The sequence below is a fragment of the Citrobacter sp. RHBSTW-00986 genome (assembly GCF_013783065.1).
Lineage (GTDB): Bacteria > Pseudomonadota > Gammaproteobacteria > Enterobacterales > Enterobacteriaceae > Citrobacter > Citrobacter braakii.
In genome coordinates this window covers 496,799-519,333 of the sequence record NZ_CP056200.1, presented here as the reverse complement: position 1 = coordinate 519,333, position 22,535 = coordinate 496,799, and the positions used below count along the sequence as shown (strand labels likewise).

Below are 22,535 nucleotides of genomic sequence, written 5' to 3'. Positions count from 1 at the left end.
ATTCATCCTTTACTATTGCCTCGTTGATCGAAGAGCTTGGCGCTCAATTTAGCCCTGAACCCAACATATTTACAGATTATTACCTGTCCAGGTTAGCGAAAGCTGGCATTTGTTTTACTTTTTAGCCGCATAAAGTCAAAATTAAGAATTCGTGACGGCTTCCAGAAATCCTTCAAGTGGACCGGCGAGTATACCTGAAGAAAGGACTTTAGATGCTTTTAGCGACGGCGCTGTTAATAATTGGTTTACTTCTGGTGGTCTACGGTGCCGACCGACTGGTATTTGCCGCATCCATTTTATGTCGAAACTTCGGTATTCCCCCCATTATCATCGGGATGACCGTGGTCAGCATTGGTACATCGTTACCCGAGATAATTGTCTCCGTTGCCGCATCGATGAACGGGCAGCTTGATTTAGCCGTCGGTACCGCCATCGGCTCTAACATTACCAACATACTGCTTATTTTAGGCCTGTCGGCGCTGATTCATCCTTTTACCGTGCATTCTGATGTTCTGCGTCGTGAATTACCGCTAATGTTGCTGGTAAGCATCTTAGCCGCATCGGTCCTGTATGACGGGCAATTGAGTCGCAGCGATGGTTTCTTTCTTCTGCTTCTGGCCGTGCTATGGCTGTTATTCATTGTTAAAATCGCCCGTCTGGCTGAGCGACAAGGTAACGACAGCCTGACCCGCGAGCAGATCGCGGAACTGCCGCGCGAAGGTGGATTACCGGTCGCCTTTTTGTGGTTGGGTATTGCGCTAATTATTATGCCAATGGCAACGCGTATGGTGGTAGATAACGCAACCGTACTGGCGAACTACTTCGCCATGAGCGAACTCACCATCGGGCTGACTGTGGTCGCCATTGGTACCAGCCTGCCGGAGCTGGCAACGGCAATTGCGGGTCTGCGTAAAGGCGAAAACGATATTGCCGTCGGCAACATCATCGGCGCGAACATTTTTAATATTGTTATCGTCCTCGGACTGCCGGCGCTGATTACGCCGGGTGAGGTCAATCCGATGGCCTTCACCCGTGACTATAGCGTCATGCTGCTGGTGAGCGTAATTTTTGCACTACTCTGCTGGCGACGTCCGCGCCAGATTGGTCGCGGCGCGGGTGCGCTGCTGACCGGCGGTTTTATCATATGGCTGGCGATGCTGTATTGGTTATCGCCACTTCTCGTTGGATAACTGGAAACGCATTATGTCGCACTTAGAGTTGCAACCGGGTTTTGACTTTCAGCAAGCAGGCAAGGAAGTCCTGGCAATTGAACGTGAAGGCCTGGCGGAGCTTGATCAGTACATCAACCAAAATTTTACTCTCGCCTGCGAGAAAATATTCAGCTGCCCGGGCAAAGTTGTAGTGATGGGGATGGGGAAATCCGGACATATCGGGCGGAAAATGGCAGCCACATTTGCCAGCACCGGCACCCCCTCATTTTTCGTGCATCCAGGCGAAGCCGCACATGGCGATCTGGGCATGGTCTCGCCGCAGGATGTAGTCATCGCCATCTCTAACTCCGGTGAATCCAATGAGATAGCGGCGTTAATCCCGGTGTTAAAACGTCTTCATGTACCGCTTATCTGCATGACCGGTCGTCCGGAAAGCAGCATGGCGCGTGCGGCAGATGTGCATCTGTGTGTTAAAGTGCCCAAGGAAGCTTGCCCGTTAGGCCTGGCGCCGACCAGCAGCACGACCGCAACGCTGGTGATGGGCGATGCGCTAGCCGTGGCATTATTAAAAGCGCGTGGCTTTACCGCGGAAGATTTTGCGTTATCTCATCCCGGTGGCGCACTAGGCCGTAAGCTTTTACTGCGCGTTAACGATATTATGCATACGGGCGATGAGATCCCGCATGTGACTAAAAGCGCCAGCCTGCGTGACGCCTTACTTGAGATCACGCGTAAAAATCTCGGCATGACCGTCATTTGCGATGATGACATGAAGATTGACGGTATTTTCACCGATGGCGATTTACGTCGCGTCTTCGATATGGGCGTTGATGTTCGCCAGTTAGGCATTGCCGATGTGATGACCCCTGGCGGCATTCGCGTGCGTCCGGGCATTCTTGCCGTCGATGCCCTGAACTTAATGCAGTCCCGCCATATCACCTCGGTAATGGTTGCTGATGGCGACCGGTTACTTGGTGTGTTACATATGCATGATCTGCTGCGTGCAGGTGTAGTGTAAGAAACTCAAGGATAAAGAAAATGAGTAAAGCAGGTGCGTCGCTTGCGACCTGTTATGGACCCGTCAGCACAGACGTTATCACCCGGGCAGAGAACATCCGTTTGCTGATCCTGGATGTGGATGGCGTACTGTCTGATGGTCTGATTTATATGGGCAACAACGGTGAAGAGCTGAAGGCTTTTAACGTCCGCGATGGTTACGGAATTCGCTGTGCGCTCACTTCCGGTATCGAGGTTGCCATTATTACCGGACGAAAGGCTAAACTTGTAGAAGATCGCTGTGCCACATTGGGGATCACGCATTTGTATCAGGGGCAGTCAGACAAACTGGTCGCCTTTAACGATCTCCTTAGCAAACTGGCGATCGCTCCTGAAAATGTTGCGTACGTTGGCGATGATCTGATCGACTGGCCGGTGATGGCAAAAGTGGGATTAAGCGTGGCGGTGGCGGATGCTCATCCTTTGCTGATCCCGCGGGCCGATTATGTCACCCGCATCGATGGGGGACGCGGCGCGGTACGCGAAGTCTGCGATTTATTACTCCTGGCGCAGGGCAAACTGGACGAGGCCAAAGGGCAATCGATATGAGCAAAACCAGACGTTGGGTTATCATTCTACTGTCGCTGGCTGTCCTTGTGATGATTGGTATTAATCTGGCAGACAAAGACGACACCGCTGAGGTCGTCGTAAATAACAACGAGCCAACCTATAAGAGCGAACATACTGATACCGTTGTGTATAGTCCCGAAGGCGCACTGAGCTATCACTTGATCGCGCAAAACGTTGAATATTATTCGGAACAAGCGGTTTCGTGGTTTACTCAACCGGTATTAACCACATTTGATAAGGATAAAGTACCGACCTGGACGATCAAGGCTGATAAAGCCAAATTGACCAACGATCGGATGCTATATCTGTACGGCCATGTTGAGGTCAACGCCCTGGTGCCCGACTCTCAACTACGCAGAATTACGACCGATAACGCACAGATTAACCTGGTGACACAAGACGTCACTTCCGATGATCTCGTCACGTTATATGGCACAACATTTAACTCCAGCGGACTGAAGATGCGCGGCAACTTACGCAGCAAGAACGCCGAGCTGATTGAAAAGGTTAGAACCTCATATGAAATCCAAAACAAACAAACTCAGCCTTAATCTTGTGCTTGCCAGCGCACTTCTGGCCGCCAGCATCCCGGCATTCGCCGTCACCGGCGATACCGAGCAGCCGATTCACATTGAGTCGGACCAGCAGTCCCTTGATATGCAAGGCAACGTGGTGACCTTTACTGGCAACGTGATTGTGACTCAGGGCACCATCAAAATTAACGCCGATAAAGTCGTCGTAACCCGCCCTGGCGGTGAAGACGGTAAAGAAGTCATTGATGGCTACGGTAATCCTGCAACCTTTTACCAGATGCAGGACAACGGTAAACCGGTTAAAGGCCACGCCTCACACATGCATTATGAACTGGCGAAAGACTTCGTCGTTCTCACCGGTAAGGCTTACCTGGAACAGCTCGATAGCAACATCACGGGCGATAAGATCACCTATCTGGTGAAAGAGCAGAAAATGCAGGCCTTCAGCGATAAAGGCAAACGCGTCACCACCGTTCTGGTACCGTCGCAGTTGCAGGACAAAAACAAGGCTCCGGCAGAGAAAAAAGGTAACTGATTCGTTATGGCAACATTAACTGCAAAGAACCTTGCAAAAGCCTATAAGGGCCGCCGTGTGGTGGAAGATGTCAGTCTGACCGTCAACTCCGGGGAGATCGTCGGTCTGCTCGGTCCTAACGGTGCGGGCAAGACAACGACCTTTTACATGGTGGTCGGCATTGTTCCGCGTGATGCGGGCAACATTATCATTGATGACGAAGACATCAGCCTGCTGCCTCTGCATGCGCGCGCGCGTCGCGGCATCGGCTACTTGCCGCAGGAAGCGTCTATTTTCCGTCGCCTGAGCGTGTTTGATAACCTGATGGCGGTGCTGCAAATTCGTGACGATCTTACCAGCGAGCAGCGGGAAGATCGCGCCAACGAGCTGATGGAAGAGTTCCACATCGAACACCTGCGTGACAGCATGGGACAGTCGCTCTCCGGTGGTGAACGACGCCGCGTGGAGATCGCCCGCGCACTGGCCGCGAATCCGAAATTTATCCTGCTGGATGAACCGTTTGCCGGTGTTGACCCGATTTCCGTTATTGATATCAAACGGATCATCGAACACCTGCGCGACAGCGGGCTTGGGGTGCTGATTACCGACCATAACGTTCGCGAAACGCTGGCAGTGTGTGAGCGCGCCTACATCGTGAGTCAGGGCCACCTGATCGCGCATGGCACGCCAACAGAAATACTGCAGGATGAGCACGTTAAACGCGTATACCTTGGGGAAGACTTCAGACTCTGATAGGGTAGAAGACTTCACGTCACCGCAGGAGAGAACAACTCTGAACATGAAGCAAGGTTTGCAACTCAGGCTTAGCCAACAACTGGCGATGACGCCTCAGCTACAACAGGCTATCCGTCTGTTGCAGCTGTCCACGCTGGAACTTCAGCAAGAACTTCAGCAAGCGCTGGAAAGTAATCCACTGCTCGAGCAAACCGATCTTCACGACGAAATTGATACCCAGGAAAAACAGGACAGCGAATCCCTCGACACCGCAGATGCTCTCGAACAAAAAGAGATGCCAGAGGAGCTGCCGCTTGACGCCAGTTGGGATGAAATTTACACCGCCGGTACGCCTTCTGGCACCAGCGGGGATTACATCGACGACGAACTGCCTGTGTATCAGGGTGAGACCACGCAATCGCTGCAGGATTACCTGATGTGGCAAGTGGAGCTGACCCCGTTCTCGGATACCGATCGCGCAATTGCGACATCCATTGTTGATGCGGTAGACGAAACCGGTTATCTCACCGTAACCCTGGACGATATTCTCGAAAGCATGGGCGATGACGACGTCGGTATGGACGAAATCGAAGCCGTGCTTAAACGCATTCAGCGTTTTGATCCCGTGGGCGTGGCGGCCAAAGATCTCCGCGACTGCTTATTGATCCAACTTTCCCAGTTTGATAAAGCCACGCCGTGGCTGGAAGAAGCGCGCCTGATCATCAGCGATCACCTCGATCTGTTAGCCAACCATGACTTCCGCACGCTGATGCGCGTAACCCGGCTGAAAGAAGATGTGCTGAAAGAAGCCGTCAATCTTATTCAGTCCCTGGACCCCAGACCTGGGCAGTCTATCCAGACCGGGGAGCCAGAATACGTTATTCCGGATGTACTGGTGCGTAAGCATAACGATCGCTGGGTGGTCGAACTCAACGGCGACAGCATTCCACGGTTGCAGATTAACCAGCACTACGCCGCCATGTGCAACAGCGCGCGCAACGACGCTGACAGCCAGTTTATTCGTAGCAATCTGCAGGATGCAAAGTGGCTGATTAAAAGCCTGGAAAGTCGCAATGATACGCTGCTGCGCGTCAGTCGCTGTATCGTTGAACAGCAGCAAGCCTTCTTTGATCAAGGCGAAGAGTTTATGAAACCGATGGTGCTGGCGGATATCGCCCAGGCCGTCGAGATGCACGAATCGACCATTTCCCGAGTGACCACGCAAAAGTATCTGCACAGTCCGCGCGGCATTTTTGAATTGAAGTATTTCTTTTCCAGTCACGTTAACACTGAAGGCGGAGGCGAAGCCTCATCCACAGCTATCCGTGCACTGGTGAAGAAATTAATTGCTGCGGAAAACCCCGCGAAACCGCTGAGTGACAGCAAGTTAACCTCTATGCTGTCAGAACAGGGTATCATGGTGGCACGCCGCACTGTTGCGAAGTACCGAGAGTCTTTATCCATTCCGCCGTCGAACCAGCGCAAACAGCTGGTCTGACCCAACCGATAAGGAAGACACTATGCAGCTCAACATCACTGGAAACAACGTCGAAATCACTGAAGCCTTACGCGATTTTGTTAATACAAAATTCGCCAAGCTAGAACAATATTTCGACCGGATTAATCAGGTCTATATTGTGTTGAAAGTGGAGAAGGTGACACATATCTCGGATGCAACACTGCATGTGAACGGTGGCGAAATTCATGCCAGCGCGGAAGGTCAGGATATGTACGCCGCCATTGACGGTTTAATTGATAAACTGGCTCGGCAGTTAACAAAACATAAAGATAAACTGAAACAGCACTAACTTGTCCGGGCAGTTAGCGGGTGCAGGACGGCCTGTTGTGTAGCACAACGGGCCATTTGTACAGTTAGCGCTTAGGTGAAATTATGACAAATAACGATACGACTCTACAACTGAGCAATGTTCTTAACCAGGAATGTACACGCGCTGGCGTTCACTGCCAAAGCAAGAAACGCGCGCTGGAAATCATCAGCGAACTGGCGGCAAAACAGCTCAGCTTGCCCTCTCAGGTGGTATTTGAAGCCATTCTGACGCGTGAAAAAATGGGCAGTACCGGCATCGGTAATGGAATTGCTATCCCGCACGGAAAGCTGGAAGAAGACACGATGCGCGCAGTTGGCGTGTTTGTGCAACTTGAAACGCCAATTGCTTTCGACGCCATTGATAATCAACCCGTCGATCTGCTTTTCGCCCTGCTGGTTCCGGCAGACCAAACCAAGACGCATTTGCATACGTTGTCGCTGGTCGCCAAACGTCTGGCCGATAAAACCATCTGCCGCCGCCTGCGCGCAGCACAGAGTGACCAGGAGTTGTATCAAATCATCACGGACACCGAAGGTGGACTGGATGAAGCATAACAACCCAATGGCATCCTTTTTTGTCGTTGTGAGGAGAAACAGTACATGGTACTGATGATCGTCAGCGGTCGTTCGGGGTCAGGAAAATCTGTCGCCCTGCGAGCGCTGGAAGATATGGGTTTTTACTGCGTGGATAACCTTCCCGTAGTGCTGTTGCCCGATCTGGCTCGTACTCTGGCCGATCGCCAGATTTCTGCGGCCGTCAGCATTGATGTGCGCAACATGCCTGAGTCCCCAGAGATTTTCGAGCAGGCAATGAACAATCTGCCTGAAGGCTTCTCACCACAGTTGCTGTTCCTTGACGCCGATCGTAACACCCTGATTCGCCGCTACAGCGACACGCGTCGCCTGCATCCTCTTTCCAGCAAGAACTTATCTCTGGAGAGCGCTATCGATAAGGAAAGCGATTTGCTGGAGCCTCTGCGCTCTCGTGCTGACCTGATCGTGGATACCTCCGAAATGTCCGTGCACGAACTGGCGGAAATGTTGCGTACCCGCCTGCTGGGCAAGCGTGAACGCGAATTGACGATGGTATTCGAATCCTTTGGTTTCAAACACGGTATCCCAATTGACGCGGATTACGTCTTTGACGTGCGCTTCCTGCCTAACCCGCACTGGGATCCGAAGCTGCGCCCGATGACCGGTCTTGACCGCCCCGTCGCCGCCTTCCTTGACAGGCACACAGAAGTACACAATTTTATCTACCAGACTCGCAGCTATCTTGAGCTATGGTTACCCATGCTGGAGACCAACAACCGCAGCTACCTCACCGTAGCTATCGGCTGTACCGGCGGGAAACACCGTTCGGTGTATATTGCAGAGCAGCTGGCAGACTACTTCCGCTCACGCGGTAAAAACGTACAGTCACGCCATCGTACGCTGGAAAAACGTAAATCATGACCGTGAAGCAAACCGTTGAAATCACGAATAAGCTGGGTATGCATGCTCGCCCAGCCATGAAACTGTTTGAATTGATGCAGGGTTTTGAAGCAGAAGTTTTGCTGCGTAATGATGAAGGAACGGAAGCCGAGGCAAACAGTGTTATCGCTCTGCTGATGCTGGATTCCGCCAAAGGGCGTCAGATAGAAGTTGAAGCCACGGGTCCACAGGAAGTGGAAGCCCTGGCAGCGGTGATTGCCCTGTTTAATTCAGGGTTTGATGAAGATTAGCCGAGTACCTGAAGCGCTGCGCTCATCAGACCTACACGGCAACGTCACTCTCCCGTAGGCCGGATCCGTATCCGGCAATAAACCCATTAATACAGCTTATTTTCCCGCATAAACGACTCACCGCCTAGCTGGCGCATTTGGCGCATAATCCACGCCTGACGGCTACGTACATAACCAGAAGGCGCATTCGCTTTAAAACGCAAAGGATTGGGTAATACCGCCGCCAGCAAGGCCGCTTCAGACAGACTCAGCCGACTGGCTGGCTTATGGAAATAGCGCTGCGCCGCTGCCTCCACGCCGAAAACCCCATCACCAAACTCAGCAATATTCAGGTAAACGGTCAGAATACGCTTCTTGCTCCAGACGGTTTCCATACCCAGCGTTAGCCCGGCTTCGAGACCTTTACGCACCCAGCTACGTCCATCCCACAGAAAGAGGTTTTTTGCCGTCTGTTGCGATAACGTCGACGCCCCGCGAATACGGTTTTCATTACGTTCGTTGTGCGCCAGCGCTTTCTCTATGGCGGAAACATCGAATCCCCAGTGCTCGGGAAACTTCTGGTCCTCCGCGGCGATCACCGCCAGTCCCATCCACGGTGAGATCTCATCCATGCTCACCCAGTCTGAGTGCGCCACATAACCGAAATCACCGGACAGCCATGCGCTCAGTTGCCGCTCGACCATCACGGCAGAGAAAGGGACTGGCATCACGCTGAAAAGTGCGATGCCCCCGCCCCAAAATACGGCGAGGACAACGACCGCCCGCAGAAAGATACGTCGCAGAAAGGCGGTAACTCCTTTTCTCATTCAGCCAGCACCAGCACACGTGATACCAGTTTATCGATACCACTCGCGGCCTGAGCGATGTCCTGCGCCAGCATATAGGCGGGAGTGGTGACGATTTTGTTGTCTTCATCAACGACAATGTCATCAACCGGACAAGGCACATGCTCAGCGCCCATCTCTTCCAGCACCTCTGCCGTATCAATATCAGTACCGATGGTCAGACGCAGCGGAAAGTCAAAAATTTTAGGTAACATGGCAGGCGCAATGCACATAAATCCCAGCGGCTTACCCGCCTGATGCATAGCCACCGCCAGCGCAGCTAAGTCGCTATCAACTCGGCACTCACTGCCCTGGCTGGCAAAATTGCTCAGATTTTTGGCCGCGCCAAACCCGCCTGGCACGATCAACGCATCCAGTTCCGTTGAGACTGCCTGAGCAAGTGGGCGAATATCACCGCGTGTTATACGGGCGGCTTCAATCAGCACATTACGCGTTTCCTGCATCGGCTCGCCGGTCAGATGATTAATCACATCCGCTTGTTGTTTATCCGGTGCGAAACAGACGGCCTGAGCGCCGTTGCGGGCAATCGCCAGAAGCGTGAGAACAGTTTCATGGATCTCTGCGCCGTCATACACGCCGCATCCGCTGAGCACTACACCCACTTTTTTCATCGTGATACTCCTTTCTCAACTGGCTGAAACATATTAGTTATTATGATTTAAATGCTACGCTTCACACATTTAACTGATTCATGTAACAAATTATTTAAGATTTGCTATCTTAACTGCGTGCGGCCTGAAAATTAGGGCTGCGCCCTTGTAAACAATGATAATAATTTACGGCGCAGCCACGATTTCCCTGGTGTTGGCGCAGTATTCGCGCACCCCGGTCAAGCCGGGGTCATTTTTTTTCCACGCTCGCCACCCAGGCCTTCAATACCGCCACGTCGTGCTGCCACTCCTGCTTCATCTCTTCAATCCATTCAGCAACATTATCTTCCCAGGCTGGAAGATCTGGCGACTGGATTTGCTGACCTAACTGTTGCAGGTGGCGCAGCCCCACGGAACCTGCCGCGCCTTTAATTTTATGGCCTTCCTCAACAACGCCTTTTTTATCCCGTGCGGTCAGATTGGACTCCAGCACGCTCAAATATCCCGGCATCATCTTCTCAAACACCGCCAGCCCGTCGGTTATTAACTTCGGTCCCACCAGCTCGAGGTATTGTTCCAACATAGGAATATCTAACAGCGCTTGCGATTTACTGCTCTCTTCAGATGTCACAGTGCTCTCCTCTTTGTTTCGGGTATCCCAGTATTTTTTGATCATGGCGGTTAACGCCGGAACCGACAGCGGCTTACTCAGCACATCGTCCATTCCCGCGTCCAGATACTCTTTTTTATCTTTCAGAACGTTGGCGGTAAGCGCAACCAGCGGCGGCAGGTCCTCACGGGCGTATTTTTGCGTCAGCTCGCGCGAGATATCCAGACCGGTCATATCCGGTAGCTGAATATCCAGCAGCACCAGGTCATATTCGCCCGGCGTGAACATTTCCAGCGCGGCTTTCCCGGTCATGGCGACATCCACGCTGTTGCCCAGTTTTTCCAGCACTGAACGCGCGACAATAACGTTCAGTTCGATATCTTCCACCAGCAGCACATTCAGGGCTGGCAGCGGCATGTCGTCGTCTTCAAAGGCGTCCTCAATCTCTTCCGCTACCGCAGGCGCATGCACGGTCAGCGTAAAGATGGAGCCTTTGCCAGCCTGGCTGGAGACCGTAATATCGCCGCCCATGTTTTTTGCCAGACGCTTCGATACGGCCAGTCCAATCCCGGTTCCCGTTGCCGGTTTGCCGCCATTGCTGTCCTTAACCTGATAATACATGGCGAAGATTTTATCTTGCTCATCCTGCGGAATACCGATCCCGGAATCTTCAACTTCGAAATGCAGTATATTCCCCTGGTCATAGCGCGCCCGCACGGTTACCTGCCCCTGCTGGGTAAACTTCACGGCGTTGCTGATCAGATTCCACAGAATCTGGCGCAAACGCGTGCCGTCGGTAATGACCTTATGCGGCAGTGGTAACGTCGGCTCAAGCACAAAACGCAGCCCTTTTTGCTGCGCCTGCAGGCCAGAGAGGTTTTCCAGATCCGCCATAAAGCTGGTGAAATCGATCGGCTGGTTATCGAGCTGAACTTTACGTCGCTCCATCTTATCCATGTCGATAATATCGTTGAAAATATTCCCCAGCGTCACGGCAGAGACGTGGATTGTTTTCAGGTATTTTTCCTGCTCAGCGGTCAGATCCGTATCCAGCAGAATCCGGCTTAAGCCGACAATGCCGTTAAGCGGGGTGCGCAGTTCGTGGCTGATGGTAGAAATGAAGGTGGTCTTATCGCGGCTGGCGCGCTCTAACGCGTCCTGATAACGCTTACGCTCGGTAATATCGCGCCCAAAACCCATCAGACCATGCCGCTTACCTACGCGGTCATAGTAAGGTACTTTGCGAATTTCAAAGCAGGCTTTGCGCCCGTCCGGATAGTCTAGCCACTGTTCGTAGGTGAGCGAGACGTTATGACGGAACACCTTCTCGTCGGTTTCAATGACCTTTTCTGCCGCCTCAGGGGAGTAAACATCAGCCGGTTTTAAATTCACCAACTGCTTTTCGCTCTTGCCGGTCAGCAGTTCCATGGCACGGTTACAGCCGGAAAATTCTTTATCTTCATTACGATAAAAAACCAGATCCGGCGAGGCATCAAGGAAAGAGCGTAAAAAGGAAGACTGCTGCTCAAGCTGAATCTGCGCTTCTTCGCGCTCTTTGATTTCAACCTTCAACTGCTCGAACGTATCCTGGCGCTCCGCTTCGGCTTTTTCGCGCTCAACAATTTCCTGATTAAGCTGGGCAATATTATCTTTCAACTGCACATTGAGCTTGAGATCGCGCTCGCGCATCTCTTCCAGCTTTTGTACCAGTCGTGACAAGCGTTGCCGGGACTCTTCCAGTTGCTCCACCACCACTGACAGAAAATAGACGGCCCAGGGGGTAATTAACAGACCAAAAAAGATAGAGCGGATAACATCAATGCTTTCTACCTGGCCATGCAGCACCATGGTGACAGCCATCTGCACCACAATCGCCAACACGACCAGCGCCAGCGCCAATAACAGCGAAAAGCGCACCAGACCCAATTTCATCATCAGGTCGACGTAATATTGCGCCAGCATACGGATTTGCTTCATAGAGGGTTCCTTCACGACAACTTGGCACAATAATACTCAATTCTCAGCGTGACGTTGAAGATTGTGCAAGAAATGCGGAGGTTATCGGTGAAATGACCGAGGAGAGATTCAACGTGGGCCTGATAAGCGTAGCGTCATCAGGCAAGCAGGCGCAGATTGCCGGATGGTTAGCTCCCAGGCTGAATCCACGGAGTGCCAAGCGCAGAGCCTTGAACACCATGAGCATTGAGATAGCGATCCAGTTCGACCATCCCGGTCCAGCGGTTTTCACACCATAGCGGAGCCAACAGCATTGGGCGACGCGCGCTGGCAGAGATTCGATGATAAATCACCTCTGGCGGCGTATGGCGGATCATCTCCCCGGCGGTAACCGTGTAGTCGTCCAGTTCAATTCCGTTCAGCCGTCCAGCTTCCCAGGCCTTTGCCATCGTACTGCCTTTCACAATATGCAGCGGATGCAGCTTAATACCGTCAACGCCCGTCTCCACCACACGTTCCATGGTTTGCAGACAGTCTGCCTGTCCTTCTCCCGGCAGGCCAACAATCAGGTGTGAGCACACTTTCAGCCCGCGCTCGCGCGCCAGCCGCGTGGTGTTCTGATAGCAGGCAAAATCATGGCCGCGGTTAATCCGGTGCAGAGTTTTGTCATGCGCGGTTTGCAGACCGAGCTCCAGCCATACCTCATAGCCGAGGTCTTTATACTCACAAAGCAGATCGAGTACCGCATCCGGCACGCAGTCGGGGCGCGTCCCAACGCATAACCCAACGATGTTGGCCTGGCTGACCGCCTGTTGATACATCGAACGCAGCACCTGTACTTCCGCGAAGGTGCTGGTATAAGCCTGGAAATAGGCCAGATAGCGTCTGGCGCGATTGACCAACTGCGCCTGATGCTCAAGCTGCTCGGCAATTGAATGGTGCTGCTGTGCTTCATCGGCAAACGAGGCGACATTACAGAAAGTACATCCGCCGCGTCCGATGGTGCCATCACGGTTTGGACAGCTAAATCCGCCGTGCAGCGTGAGTTTATGAACCTTTTGCCCATAACGGCGAGAAAGATCCCCACCAAACATATTGACTAATTTCTGTAACTGCATAATCTGGTAGACCGCGCCTTGAAAAGAGGCCAAAGCCTGCCATTTTTTGCCCCAGTCGGCGATGACCTGGATCAATCGCCCTGGCAAGCCTTTATTTATTGCATAACAAATCAAAATAATCGAAATTCCATTCACTCAAAATATAATTACTTTTCCTTATATCCAGCTGTTTTTTTTATCTTCTTATACTCTCAGCGTAAAAACAGTATCTTTAAGACGCCAAAACTCTAAAAACCAGCATAAAATGCCAAGTATATCGATAAACAAAGGGAGGACGAGAGATATCCGGCCTCTCTTACAGTGAGACAGATCACACTTCCCAGGGCATCCTCCTCAGGTTATATCAATGTATAAAACCCTTTTATTTCAATATTTTCATAAAGTTAATTGCCCAATAGCACATTTTTGCATAAATAAGATTGCCATTTGACCTGTGTGTGGATTCCCGATAACTTGGAAATCCGCTGGAAGCTTTCTGGATGAGCAGTCTGCTCATCATATTTATGCAGTAATTGAGATTCCCTCTGAAGCAAGTCCTCAAACTTGTTTGACCTGTGCGAAAAGGATAAAGAGGGCGAATGCGAGGTAAGCGTATGACACGCAAACCCCGTCGCCATGCTCTTGGTGTGCCCGTGCGCAACGGTCCAGATGGGAATCCCGCAGAGCCTGGGGAGGTTCACTGATATGTTGTACGATAAATCCCTTGAGAGGGATAACTGTGGTTTCGGCCTGATCGCCCACATAGAAGGCGAACCTAGCCACAAGGTAGTGCGTACCGCCATACACGCACTGGCCCGCATGCAGCACCGTGGCGCAATTCTTGCCGATGGAAAAACCGGCGATGGTTGCGGCCTGCTGTTACAAAAACCTGACCGCTTTTTCCGCATCGTAGCGCAAGAGCGCGGCTGGCGTTTAGCCAAAAACTACGCCGTCGGCATGATCTTTTTAAATAAAGACGCTGAGCTGGCAGCGGCTTCTCGTCGCATTGTAGAAGAAGAATTACAGCAGGAGACCCTGTCGATTGTCGGCTGGCGCGACGTGCCGACTAACGAAGGTGTTCTCGGTGAAATTGCGCTCTCCTCCCTGCCTCGTATCGAGCAAATTTTTGTTAATGCCCCTGCGGGCTGGCGTCCGCGTGATATGGAGCGTCGCCTGTTCATCGCGCGCCGTCGTATCGAAAAACGCCTCCAGGAAGATAAAGACTTCTACGTCTGTAGCTTGTCGAACCTGGTCAATATCTATAAAGGTCTGTGTATGCCGGCGGATCTGCCGCGCTTTTACCTGGACCTGGCGGACCTGCGTCTGGAATCGGCCATCTGCCTGTTCCACCAGCGCTTCTCCACCAACACCGTACCACGCTGGCCGCTGGCGCAACCGTTTCGCTACCTGGCGCACAATGGTGAAATCAACACCATCACCGGCAACCGCCAGTGGGCGCGCGCCCGTACCTATAAATTCCAGACGCCGCTGATCCCTGATCTGCACGACGCCGCACCGTTCGTTAACGAAACCGGCTCCGACTCCAGCTCAATGGATAACATGCTGGAACTGCTGCTGGCTGGCGGGATGGATATCATCCGCGCCATGCGTTTACTGGTGCCGCCGGCCTGGCAGAACAACCCGGATATGGACCCGGAGCTGCGCGCGTTCTTCGACTTTAACTCCATGCACATGGAGCCGTGGGATGGTCCGGCGGGTATCGTTATGTCCGACGGTCGCTTTGCCGCCTGTAACCTTGACCGCAACGGCCTGCGTCCGGCGCGCTACGTCATCACCAAAGACAAGCTGATTACCTGCGCTTCTGAAGTCGGGATCTGGGATTATCAGCCGGATGAAGTGGTTGAGAAAGGTCGCGTCGGCCCTGGGGAGTTGATGGTTATCGATACCCGCAGCGGGCGCATTCTGCATTCGGCTGAAACCGATGACGATCTGAAAAGCCGCCACCCCTACAAAGAGTGGATGGAGAAGAACGTCCGCCGTCTGGTGCCTTTCGAAGACCTGGCTGACGATCAGGTCGGCAGCCGTGAACTGGACGATGACACCCTCGCCAGCTACCAGAAACAGTTTAACTACAGCGCTGAAGAGCTGGATTCCGTTATCCGCGTGCTCGGTGAAAATGGTCAGGAAGCGGTCGGTTCAATGGGTGATGATACCCCGTTTGCCGTGCTCTCCAGCCAGCCGCGCATCATTTATGACTACTTCCGCCAGCAGTTTGCCCAGGTCACCAACCCGCCGATCGACCCGCTGCGTGAAGCGCACGTCATGTCGCTGGCCACCAGCATCGGTCGTGAGATGAACGTCTTCTGCGAAGCCGAAGGTCAGGCGCACCGTCTGAGCTTTAAGTCGCCGATCCTGCTGTACTCCGATTTCACCCAGCTCACCACCATGAAAGAGGAGCATTATCGCGCTGACCGACTGGATATCACCTTCGACGTGACGGAAACCACGCTCGAAGAGACCGTCAAAGCATTGTGCGATAAGGCTGAACAGATGGTGCGTAACGGCACGGTGCTGCTGGTGCTCTCTGACCGTAATATCGCAAAAAACCGCTTGCCGGTTCCGGCACCGATGGCCGTTGGCGCAGTACAAACACGTCTGGTAGAACAAAGCCTGCGTTGCGACGCCAACATCATCGTTGAAACCGCCAGCGCCCGTGACCCGCACCATTTTGCCGTTCTGCTCGGTTTTGGCGCGACGGCCATTTATCCGTATCTGGCGTATGAAACGCTGGGGCGTCTGATCGACACTCAGGCGATTGCCAAAGATTACCGGACTGTGATGCTGAACTACCGTAACGGCATCAACAAGGGTCTGTACAAAATCATGTCCAAAATGGGCATCTCGACCATCGCCTCTTACCGCTGCTCGAAGTTGTTTGAAGCCGTTGGTCTGCACGATGATGTTGTGGCTTTATGCTTCCAGGGCGTGGTCAGTCGCATCAGCGGCGCGGGTTTTACCGACTTCCAGCAGGATCTGCTGAACCTCTCCAAACATGCCTGGCTGGCGCGTAAGCCTATCAGCCAGGGCGGTTTGCTGAAGTACGTCCACGGCGGCGAATACCACGCCTACAACCCGGACGTGGTGCGCACGCTGCAACAGGCAGTACAAAGCGGCGAGTACAGCGACTATCAGGAATATGCAAAGCTGGTCAATGAGCGTCCGGCGGCCACGCTGCGCGATCTGCTGGCGATTACACCTGGCGATGAAGCCGTAAGCATTAGCGAAGTAGAACCCGCAACCGAACTGTTTAAACGCTTTGATACCGCAGCGATGTCTATCGGGGCATTAAGCCCGGAAGCACACGAGGCGCTGGCCGAAGCCATGAACAGCATCGGCGGTAACTCGAACTCCGGTGAAGGCGGCGAAGATCCGGCGCGCTACGGCACTAACAAGGTGTCGCGCATTAAGCAGGTGGCTTCCGGTCGCTTTGGCGTAACCCCGGCGTACCTGGTCAATGCTGATGTCATTCAGATTAAAGTCGCTCAAGGCGCGAAGCCGGGCGAAGGCGGTCAGTTACCGGGTGATAAAGTCACCCCGTACATCGCCAAACTGCGTTATTCGGTGCCGGGCGTGACGCTGATCTCCCCACCGCCGCACCACGATATCTACTCTATCGAGGACTTAGCGCAGCTGATTTTCGACCTGAAACAGGTCAACCCGAAAGCGATGATCTCGGTGAAGCTGGTTTCCGAACCGGGCGTCGGCACTATTGCGACCGGCGTGGCGAAAGCCTATGCGGATCTGATTACCATTGCCGGCTACGATGGCGGTACCGGTGCAAGTCCGCTCTCCTCCGTGAAGTATGCGGGCTGCCCGTGGGAACTCGGTCTGGTGGAAACCCAGCAGGCACTGGTGGCTAACGGTCTGCGTCACAAGATCCGTCTGCAGGTCGATGGCGGTCTGAAAACCGGCGTCGATATCATTAAAGCGGCAATTTTGGGTGCAGAAAGCTTCGGTTTCGGCACCGGCCCCATGGTCGCGCTGGGCTGTAAATACCTGCGTATTTGCCATCTGAACAACTGCGCAACCGGTGTGGCAACTCAGGATGACAAACTGCGTAAGAACCACTATCACGGCCTGCCGTTCAAAGTGACTAACTACTTTGAATTTATCGCCCGCGAAACCCGCGAGCTGATGGCGCAACTGGGCGTGAAACGTCTGGTGGATCTGATTGGTCGTACCGACCTGCTCAAAGAGCTGGAAGGGTTTACCGCCAAGCAGCAGAAGCTGGAGCTGTCTCGTCTGCTGGAAACCGCTGAACCGCATCCAGGTAAAGCGCTGCATTGCACTGAAAACAATCCGCCGTTTGATAACGGCGTGCTGAACGCCCAGCTGTTACAGCAGGCGAAACCGTTTGTCGACGAGCGCCAGAGCAAAACCTTCTGGTTCGATATCCGCAACACCGACCGTTCCGTCGGCGCATCGCTGTCGGGCTATATCGCTCAGACGCATGGCGATCAGGGGCTGGCATCTGACCCGATTAAAGCACACTTCAGCGGTACCGCAGGCCAGAGCTTCGGCGTGTGGAACGCGGGCGGCGTGGAGCTGTATCTGACAGGCGATGCCAACGACTATGTCGGTAAAGGCATGGCGGGCGGCCTGCTGGCAGTGCGCCCTCCGGTTGGCTCTGCTTTCCGTAGCCATGAGGCGAGCATCATTGGTAACACCTGCCTGTATGGTGCTACCGGTGGCCGCCTGTTTGCTGCGGGTCGTGCGGGTGAGCGTTTTGCGGTGCGTAACTCCGGCGCTATTACCGTGGTTGAAGGTATTGGCGACAACGGCTGTGAATATATGACCGGCGGCATCGTGTGTATTCTCGGCAAAACCGGCGTCAACTTCGGTGCGGGCATGACCGGCGGATTCGCCTATGTGCTCGACGAAGACGGTGAATTCCGCAAACGCGTGAACCCGGAACTGGTAGAAGTACTGAGCGTGGACTCGCTGGCTATTCATGAGGAACACCTGCGCGGCCTGATTACCGAGCACGTACAACATACCGGTTCTTCACACGGCGAAGAGATCCTGGCGAACTGGCCAGCATTCTCGGCGAAATTCGCGCTGGTAAAACCGAAATCCAGTGATGTGAAAGCACTGTTGGGTCACCGTAGTCGTAGCGCAGCAGAGCTGCGTGTGCAGGCGCAGTAAGGGGTAGCAGCAATGAGTCAGAACGTATACCAATTTATCGACCTGCAGCGCGTTGATCCACCGAAGAAACCGCTGAAGATCCGTAAGATCGAATTTATCGAGATCTACGAGCCGTTTTCCGAAGGCCAGGCCAAAGCACAGGCAGATCGCTGTCTTTCCTGCGGCAACCCGTACTGCGAGTGGAAGTGCCCGGTACATAACTACATCCCGAACTGGCTTAAGCTGGCGAATGAGGGACGTATTTTTGAAGCGGCAGAACTGTCGCACCAGACTAACACTCTGCCGGAAGTCTGTGGCCGAGTGTGCCCGCAGGATCGTCTTTGTGAAGGATCCTGCACGCTAAACGATGAGTTCGGTGCGGTGACTATCGGCAACATAGAGCGCTATATCAACGATAAAGCGTTCGAGATGGGCTGGCGTCCGGATATGACTGGCGTTCGCCAGACGGACAAGCGCGTGGCGATCATCGGTGCAGGTCCGGCGGGCCTGGCCTGTGCTGATGTGCTGACCCGCAACGGCGTGAAGGCGGTGGTATTTGACCGCCACCCGGAAATCGGCGGTCTGCTGACCTTCGGGATCCCGGCATTCAAGCTGGAGAAAGAGGTCATGACCCGTCGCCGTGAAATCTTCACTGGTATGGGCATTGAGTTCAAACTAAACGTGGAAGTGGGCCGCGACGTGCAGCTTAACGATCTGCTGAAGGATTACGATGCCGTGTTCCTTGGTGTAGGTACCTATCAGTCGATGCGCGGTGGGCTGGAAAACGAAGACGCTTCCGGCGTATTTGATGCCCTGCCGTTCCTGATCGCCAATACCAAACAGTTGATGGGATTTGGCGAAAGCAGTGACGAGCCGTACATCAGCATGGAAGGCAAACGCGTCGTTGTTCTCGGCGGTGGCGATACCGCGATGGACTGCGTGCGGACCTCGGTTCGCCAGAACGCGGCACACGTAATCTGCGCCTATCGCCGCGACGAAGAGAACATGCCGGGTTCCAAACGCGAGGTGAAAAACGCGCGTGAAGAAGGCGTCGAGTTCCAGTTCAACGTCCAGCCTTTAGGCGTGGAAGTGAATGCCAACGGTAAAGTGTGCGGCGTGAAAATGGCGCGCACCGAAATGGGCGAACCGGATGCGAAGGGGCGTCGCCGCGCGGAGATCGTCGCCGGTTCCGAGCACGTTGTTCCAGCTGATGCGGTGGTACTGGCGTTTGGCTTCCGCCCGCACAGCATGGAGTGGCTGAAAGAGCACAGCGTCGAGCTGGATTCTCAGGGCCGTATTATTGCTCCGGAACGCAGCGATAACGCCTTCCAGACCAGCAATCCAAAAATCTTCGCTGGTGGCGACATCGTGCGTGGTTCGGATCTTGTAGTCACCGCGATTGCCGAAGGTCGTAAAGCGGCAGACGGTATCCTGAACTACCTGGAAGTGTAAGTAAGCGTCCTCTGGCATCTCATCTTCAAACGCTGATGAGATGCCAGATTCCTCGCAATACCCCTGCCCCCTCCCCTCTATCAACACCGTGAAAGAGAACTAAAAAAACATACGGAAACGTTTGCTTTATTCTGAGAACTGTATATTATGCGGCGGATTTTTTGGGCAAAATTCATGGAGGCGTTGTGTCGCAGGACAACAATTATAGCCAGGGCCCCGTCCCTCTGGCGGCGCGGAAGGGCGTGATTCCACTAACGTTTGTCATGTTGGGACTCACATTTTTTTCCGCCAGTATGTGGACCGGTGGCACACTCGGCACCGGTCTTTCCTATAATGATTTCTTCCTTGCGGTTCTCTTCGGTAATCTTCTCCTCGGTATTTACACTGCATTTCTCGGTTTTATCGGCGCAAAAACAGGGCTCTCAACCCACCTTCTGGCACGTTACTCATTTGGTTTGAAAGGTTCATGGCTTCCCTCACTGCTCTTAGGCGGTACACAGGTAGGCTGGTTTGGCGTTGGTGTGGCCATGTTTGCTATCCCGGTTGGCAAAGCGACGGGGATTGACGTCAATGTTCTGATTGCGGTTTCCGGTCTGTTGATGACCCTGACTATCTTTTTTGGCATCTCGGCGCTGACCGTTTTATCTATCATCGCCGTACCTGCCATCGTCGTTCTTGGCAGCTACTCCGTCTGGCTGGCGGTGAGCGATGTCGGCGGTTTAGACCATTTAAAAGCGATAGTGCCGCAGACACCGCTGAATTTCTCCACCGCACTGGCGCTGGTGGTCGGCTCATTTATCAGCGCAGGCACGTTAACCGCCGACTTTGTCCGCTTTGGCCGCAACGCCAAAGGTGCGGTACTGATTGCCATGGTGGCATTTTTCCTTGGCAACTCGTTGATGTTTATCTTCGGCGCTGCGGGTGCCGCCGCTGTTGGACAGGCGGACATCTCTGACGTAATGATTGCTCAGGGCCTGCTGCTGCCCGCAATTGTGGTTCTCGGCCTGAATATCTGGACCACCAACGACAATGCGCTCTACGCTTCAGGTTTGGGATTTGCCAATATTACCGGCCTTTCCAGCCGTTCGCTGTCGGTGGCTAACGGTATTATCGGCACACTGTGCGCACTGTGGCTTTACAATAACTTTGTCGGTTGGCTGACATTTTTGTCGGCAGCGATTCCTCCAATTGGTGGAGTGATTATCGCCGACTATCTGCTGAACCATCGCCGATATGCCGACTTCAGCAAAGCACAATTTATTTCCGTAAACTGGATAGCTATCCTGTCCGTTGCACTGGGCATTGCCGCCGGTCACTATATTCCCGGTATCGTGCCCGTCAACGCCGTACTCGGCGGCGTATTCAGCTATATCCTGCTGAATCCACTTTTCAATCGCAGCCTTGCTAAATCACCAGAGGTCAGCCATGCAGAATAATAACATCACCATTCGTCAGGCGCGTTTACAGGGACGCGAAGGATTGTGGCAGCTCACGGTTGAAAACGGACGCTTCAGCCGAATTGAGGCTCAGGACGCAGCTACGTTGCCGCAGGGGGAAGTGCTTGATGCCGAAGGTGGCCTGGCAATCCCACCGTTCGTAGAGCCACATATCCACCTGGATACCACGCAAACCGCGGGGGAGCCGAGCTGGAACCAGTCTGGTACGTTATTTGAAGGCATTGAGCGCTGGGCCGAACGTAAGGCAATGCTCACTCACGATGACGTCAAAGCGCGCGCCATGCAGACTCTTAAGTGGCAGATGGCCAACGGCATCCAGTATGTCCGCACTCACGTTGACGTTTCCGACCCTACGCTGACCGCGCTGAAAGCCATGCTGGAGGTGAAGCAAGAAGTCGCCCCGTGGGTAGAGCTACAGATTGTCGCGTTCCCGCAAGAGGGCATTCTTTCTTATCCCAACGGTGAAGCGTTATTAGAGGAAGCCGTGCGTTTGGGTGCCGACGTCATTGGCGCTATCCCCCACTTTGAATTTACGCGTGAATATGGCGTGGAGTCGTTGCACAAAATTTTCGCCCTCGCGCAAAAATACGACAGACTTATCGACGTGCACTGTGACGAAATTGACGATGAGCAATCACGCTTTGTTGAAACCGTCGCGGCGCTGGCCCATCGCGACAATATGGGCGAGCGCGTGACCGCCAGCCATACTACGGCAATGCACTCCTATAACGGCGCGTATGCTTCCCGTCTTTTCCGCCTGTTGAAAATGTCCGGCATTAACTTTGTCGCGAATCCACTGGTGAATATTCACCTGCAAGGGCGCTTTGACACGTATCCTAAACGCCGCGGCGTTACACGCGTCAAAGAGATGCTGGAGGCAGAGATCAACGTCTGCTTCGGCCATGATGACGTCTTCGATCCGTGGTATCCGCTGGGCACCGCGAATATGCTGCAGGTACTGCACATGGGGTTACATGTGTGTCAGCTGATGGGATACGGACAAATTAACGATGGCCTGAATCTGATCACCACCCACAGCGCGAAAACCCTGCACCTGCAGGACTACGGTCTGAGCGTAGGGAATTCCGCGAACCTGGTGATTTTACCGGCAGAGAATGGGTTTGACGCGGTTCGTCGCCAGACGCCTGCACGTTATTCCATTCGTCACGGGCGAATCATTGCCGAGACTGTGCCGAGCCAAACGACGCTGCATCTGACGCAGCCGGAAGCGGTGACGTTTAAGCGCTAGGT

19 protein-coding genes are annotated in these 22,535 nt (G+C 53.5%); 15 read left to right on the top strand and 4 right to left on the bottom strand.

Features of this window, described 5'->3' with window-relative positions:
- The first annotated feature begins 212 nt into the window (after window positions 1–212).
- The 11 genes from HV345_RS02560 to npr all read left to right on the top strand — a co-directional run bounded on the left by HV345_RS02560 (window position 213) and on the right by npr (window position 8,132).
- Window positions 213–1,190, top strand: a complete 978-nt coding sequence (locus HV345_RS02560; protein ID WP_016154684.1) for a calcium/sodium antiporter — start codon at window positions 213–215, stop codon at window positions 1,188–1,190.
- Window positions 1,191–1,203: 13 nt separating this feature from the next.
- Window positions 1,204–2,190, top strand: a complete 987-nt coding sequence (gene kdsD, locus HV345_RS02555) for an arabinose-5-phosphate isomerase KdsD (protein WP_016154685.1) — start codon at window positions 1,204–1,206, stop codon at window positions 2,188–2,190.
- A 20-nt stretch (window positions 2,191–2,210) separates the two neighbouring features.
- On the top strand, window positions 2,211–2,777 hold the full coding sequence (gene kdsC, locus HV345_RS02550) for a 3-deoxy-manno-octulosonate-8-phosphatase KdsC (protein ID WP_181626882.1): 567 nt from the start codon (window positions 2,211–2,213) through the stop codon (window positions 2,775–2,777).
- Window positions 2,774–3,349 (top strand): LPS export ABC transporter periplasmic protein LptC, encoded by a 576-nt coding sequence (gene lptC, locus HV345_RS02545; protein WP_016154687.1) that lies wholly within the window; start codon window positions 2,774–2,776, stop codon window positions 3,347–3,349. Before kdsC ends, lptC begins: the two co-directional genes overlap by 4 nt.
- A complete protein-coding gene (gene lptA / locus HV345_RS02540; protein WP_016154688.1) occupies window positions 3,318–3,866 on the top strand; it encodes a lipopolysaccharide ABC transporter substrate-binding protein LptA in 549 nt (182 codons plus the stop codon). Before lptC ends, lptA begins: the two co-directional genes overlap by 32 nt.
- Before the next feature lie 6 nt (window positions 3,867–3,872).
- Entirely contained in the window at window positions 3,873–4,598 is a 726-nt protein-coding gene (gene lptB, locus HV345_RS02535; protein WP_003025073.1) for an LPS export ABC transporter ATP-binding protein, read from the top strand.
- A gap of 46 nt (window positions 4,599–4,644) precedes the next feature.
- Window positions 4,645–6,078: an RNA polymerase factor sigma-54 gene (rpoN, locus tag HV345_RS02530; protein WP_016154689.1), complete on the top strand. Its 1,434-nt coding sequence runs from the start codon at window positions 4,645–4,647 to the stop codon at window positions 6,076–6,078.
- 22 nt (window positions 6,079–6,100) lie between these two features.
- Entirely contained in the window at window positions 6,101–6,388 is a 288-nt protein-coding gene (gene hpf / locus HV345_RS02525) for a ribosome hibernation promoting factor (RefSeq protein ID WP_003025078.1), read from the top strand.
- Between the two features lie 83 nt (window positions 6,389–6,471).
- Window positions 6,472–6,963, top strand: coding sequence for a PTS IIA-like nitrogen regulatory protein PtsN (ptsN, locus tag HV345_RS02520; RefSeq protein ID WP_016154690.1), 492 nt, complete (start codon window positions 6,472–6,474; stop codon window positions 6,961–6,963).
- A gap of 45 nt (window positions 6,964–7,008) precedes the next feature.
- The gene (gene rapZ / locus HV345_RS02515) at window positions 7,009–7,863 is read left to right on the top strand and encodes an RNase adapter RapZ (RefSeq protein WP_003025085.1); all 855 of its coding nucleotides are present in this window, start codon (window positions 7,009–7,011) and stop codon (window positions 7,861–7,863) included.
- Entirely contained in the window at window positions 7,860–8,132 is a 273-nt protein-coding gene (npr, locus tag HV345_RS02510; RefSeq protein ID WP_003828770.1) for a PTS phosphocarrier protein NPr, read from the top strand. Before rapZ ends, npr begins: the two co-directional genes overlap by 4 nt.
- Before the next feature lie 86 nt (window positions 8,133–8,218).
- Here npr and mtgA read toward each other — a convergent pair whose 3' ends face one another.
- The 4 genes from mtgA to HV345_RS02490 all read right to left on the bottom strand — a co-directional run bounded on the left by mtgA (window position 8,219) and on the right by HV345_RS02490 (window position 13,251).
- Complete coding sequence (gene mtgA / locus HV345_RS02505; RefSeq protein ID WP_016157575.1) at window positions 8,219–8,938, bottom strand: monofunctional biosynthetic peptidoglycan transglycosylase; 720 nt, start codon at window positions 8,936–8,938, stop codon at window positions 8,219–8,221.
- Window positions 8,935–9,588, bottom strand: a complete 654-nt coding sequence (gene elbB / locus HV345_RS02500) for an isoprenoid biosynthesis glyoxalase ElbB (RefSeq protein ID WP_016154692.1) — start codon at window positions 9,586–9,588, stop codon at window positions 8,935–8,937. The genes mtgA and elbB overlap by 4 nt, the downstream gene beginning before the upstream one ends.
- A 229-nt stretch (window positions 9,589–9,817) precedes the next feature.
- Window positions 9,818–12,154 carry an aerobic respiration two-component sensor histidine kinase ArcB gene (gene arcB, locus HV345_RS02495; protein WP_016154693.1) on the bottom strand — a complete coding sequence of 779 codons (2,337 nt, stop codon included), beginning with the start codon at window positions 12,152–12,154 and terminating at the stop codon, window positions 9,818–9,820.
- A gap of 167 nt (window positions 12,155–12,321) precedes the next feature.
- Window positions 12,322–13,251: a TIGR01212 family radical SAM protein gene (locus HV345_RS02490; protein WP_049040958.1), complete on the bottom strand. Its 930-nt coding sequence runs from the start codon at window positions 13,249–13,251 to the stop codon at window positions 12,322–12,324.
- Window positions 13,252–13,935: 684 nt separating this feature from the next.
- On the opposite strand from HV345_RS02490, the gene gltB reads away from it, so the two are divergent.
- The 4 genes from gltB to HV345_RS02470 all read left to right on the top strand — a co-directional run bounded on the left by gltB (window position 13,936) and on the right by HV345_RS02470 (window position 22,533).
- On the top strand, window positions 13,936–18,396 hold the full coding sequence (gene gltB, locus HV345_RS02485) for a glutamate synthase large subunit (RefSeq protein ID WP_049040924.1): 4,461 nt from the start codon (window positions 13,936–13,938) through the stop codon (window positions 18,394–18,396).
- A 12-nt stretch (window positions 18,397–18,408) separates the two neighbouring features.
- Complete coding sequence (locus HV345_RS02480; RefSeq protein WP_016154696.1) at window positions 18,409–19,827, top strand: glutamate synthase small subunit; 1,419 nt, start codon at window positions 18,409–18,411, stop codon at window positions 19,825–19,827.
- 185 nt (window positions 19,828–20,012) lie between these two features.
- On the top strand, window positions 20,013–21,263 hold the full coding sequence (gene codB, locus HV345_RS02475) for a cytosine permease (RefSeq protein WP_016154697.1): 1,251 nt from the start codon (window positions 20,013–20,015) through the stop codon (window positions 21,261–21,263).
- The gene (locus HV345_RS02470) at window positions 21,253–22,533 is read left to right on the top strand and encodes a cytosine deaminase (protein ID WP_016157577.1); all 1,281 of its coding nucleotides are present in this window, start codon (window positions 21,253–21,255) and stop codon (window positions 22,531–22,533) included. The genes codB and HV345_RS02470 overlap by 11 nt, the downstream gene beginning before the upstream one ends.
- The last annotated feature ends 2 nt before the right edge of the window (window positions 22,534–22,535 follow it).

Bases quoted from the DNA above. Each gene is read 5' to 3' on its own strand.
- HV345_RS02560 (WP_016154684.1), top strand. From the start codon at position 213: ATGCTTTTAGCGACGGCGCTGTTAATAATTGGTTTACTTCTGGTGGTC.
- kdsD (WP_016154685.1), top strand. From the start codon at position 1,204: ATGTCGCACTTAGAGTTGCAACCGGGTTTTGACTTTCAGCAAGCAGGC.
- kdsC (WP_181626882.1), top strand. From the start codon at position 2,211: ATGAGTAAAGCAGGTGCGTCGCTTGCGACCTGTTATGGACCCGTCAGC.
- lptC (WP_016154687.1), top strand. From the start codon at position 2,774: ATGAGCAAAACCAGACGTTGGGTTATCATTCTACTGTCGCTGGCTGTC.
- lptA (WP_016154688.1), top strand. From the start codon at position 3,318: ATGAAATCCAAAACAAACAAACTCAGCCTTAATCTTGTGCTTGCCAGC.
- lptB (WP_003025073.1), top strand. From the start codon at position 3,873: ATGGCAACATTAACTGCAAAGAACCTTGCAAAAGCCTATAAGGGCCGC.
- rpoN (WP_016154689.1), top strand. From the start codon at position 4,645: ATGAAGCAAGGTTTGCAACTCAGGCTTAGCCAACAACTGGCGATGACG.
- hpf (WP_003025078.1), top strand. From the start codon at position 6,101: ATGCAGCTCAACATCACTGGAAACAACGTCGAAATCACTGAAGCCTTA.
- ptsN (WP_016154690.1), top strand. From the start codon at position 6,472: ATGACAAATAACGATACGACTCTACAACTGAGCAATGTTCTTAACCAG.
- rapZ (WP_003025085.1), top strand. From the start codon at position 7,009: ATGGTACTGATGATCGTCAGCGGTCGTTCGGGGTCAGGAAAATCTGTC.
- npr (WP_003828770.1), top strand. From the start codon at position 7,860: ATGACCGTGAAGCAAACCGTTGAAATCACGAATAAGCTGGGTATGCAT.
- mtgA (WP_016157575.1), bottom strand. From the start codon at position 8,938: ATGAGAAAAGGAGTTACCGCCTTTCTGCGACGTATCTTTCTGCGGGCG.
- elbB (WP_016154692.1), bottom strand. From the start codon at position 9,588: ATGAAAAAAGTGGGTGTAGTGCTCAGCGGATGCGGCGTGTATGACGGC.
- arcB (WP_016154693.1), bottom strand. From the start codon at position 12,154: ATGAAGCAAATCCGTATGCTGGCGCAATATTACGTCGACCTGATGATG.
- HV345_RS02490 (WP_049040958.1), bottom strand. From the start codon at position 13,251: ATGCAGTTACAGAAATTAGTCAATATGTTTGGTGGGGATCTTTCTCGC.
- gltB (WP_049040924.1), top strand. From the start codon at position 13,936: ATGTTGTACGATAAATCCCTTGAGAGGGATAACTGTGGTTTCGGCCTG.
- HV345_RS02480 (WP_016154696.1), top strand. From the start codon at position 18,409: ATGAGTCAGAACGTATACCAATTTATCGACCTGCAGCGCGTTGATCCA.
- HV345_RS02470 (WP_016157577.1), top strand. From the start codon at position 21,253: ATGCAGAATAATAACATCACCATTCGTCAGGCGCGTTTACAGGGACGC.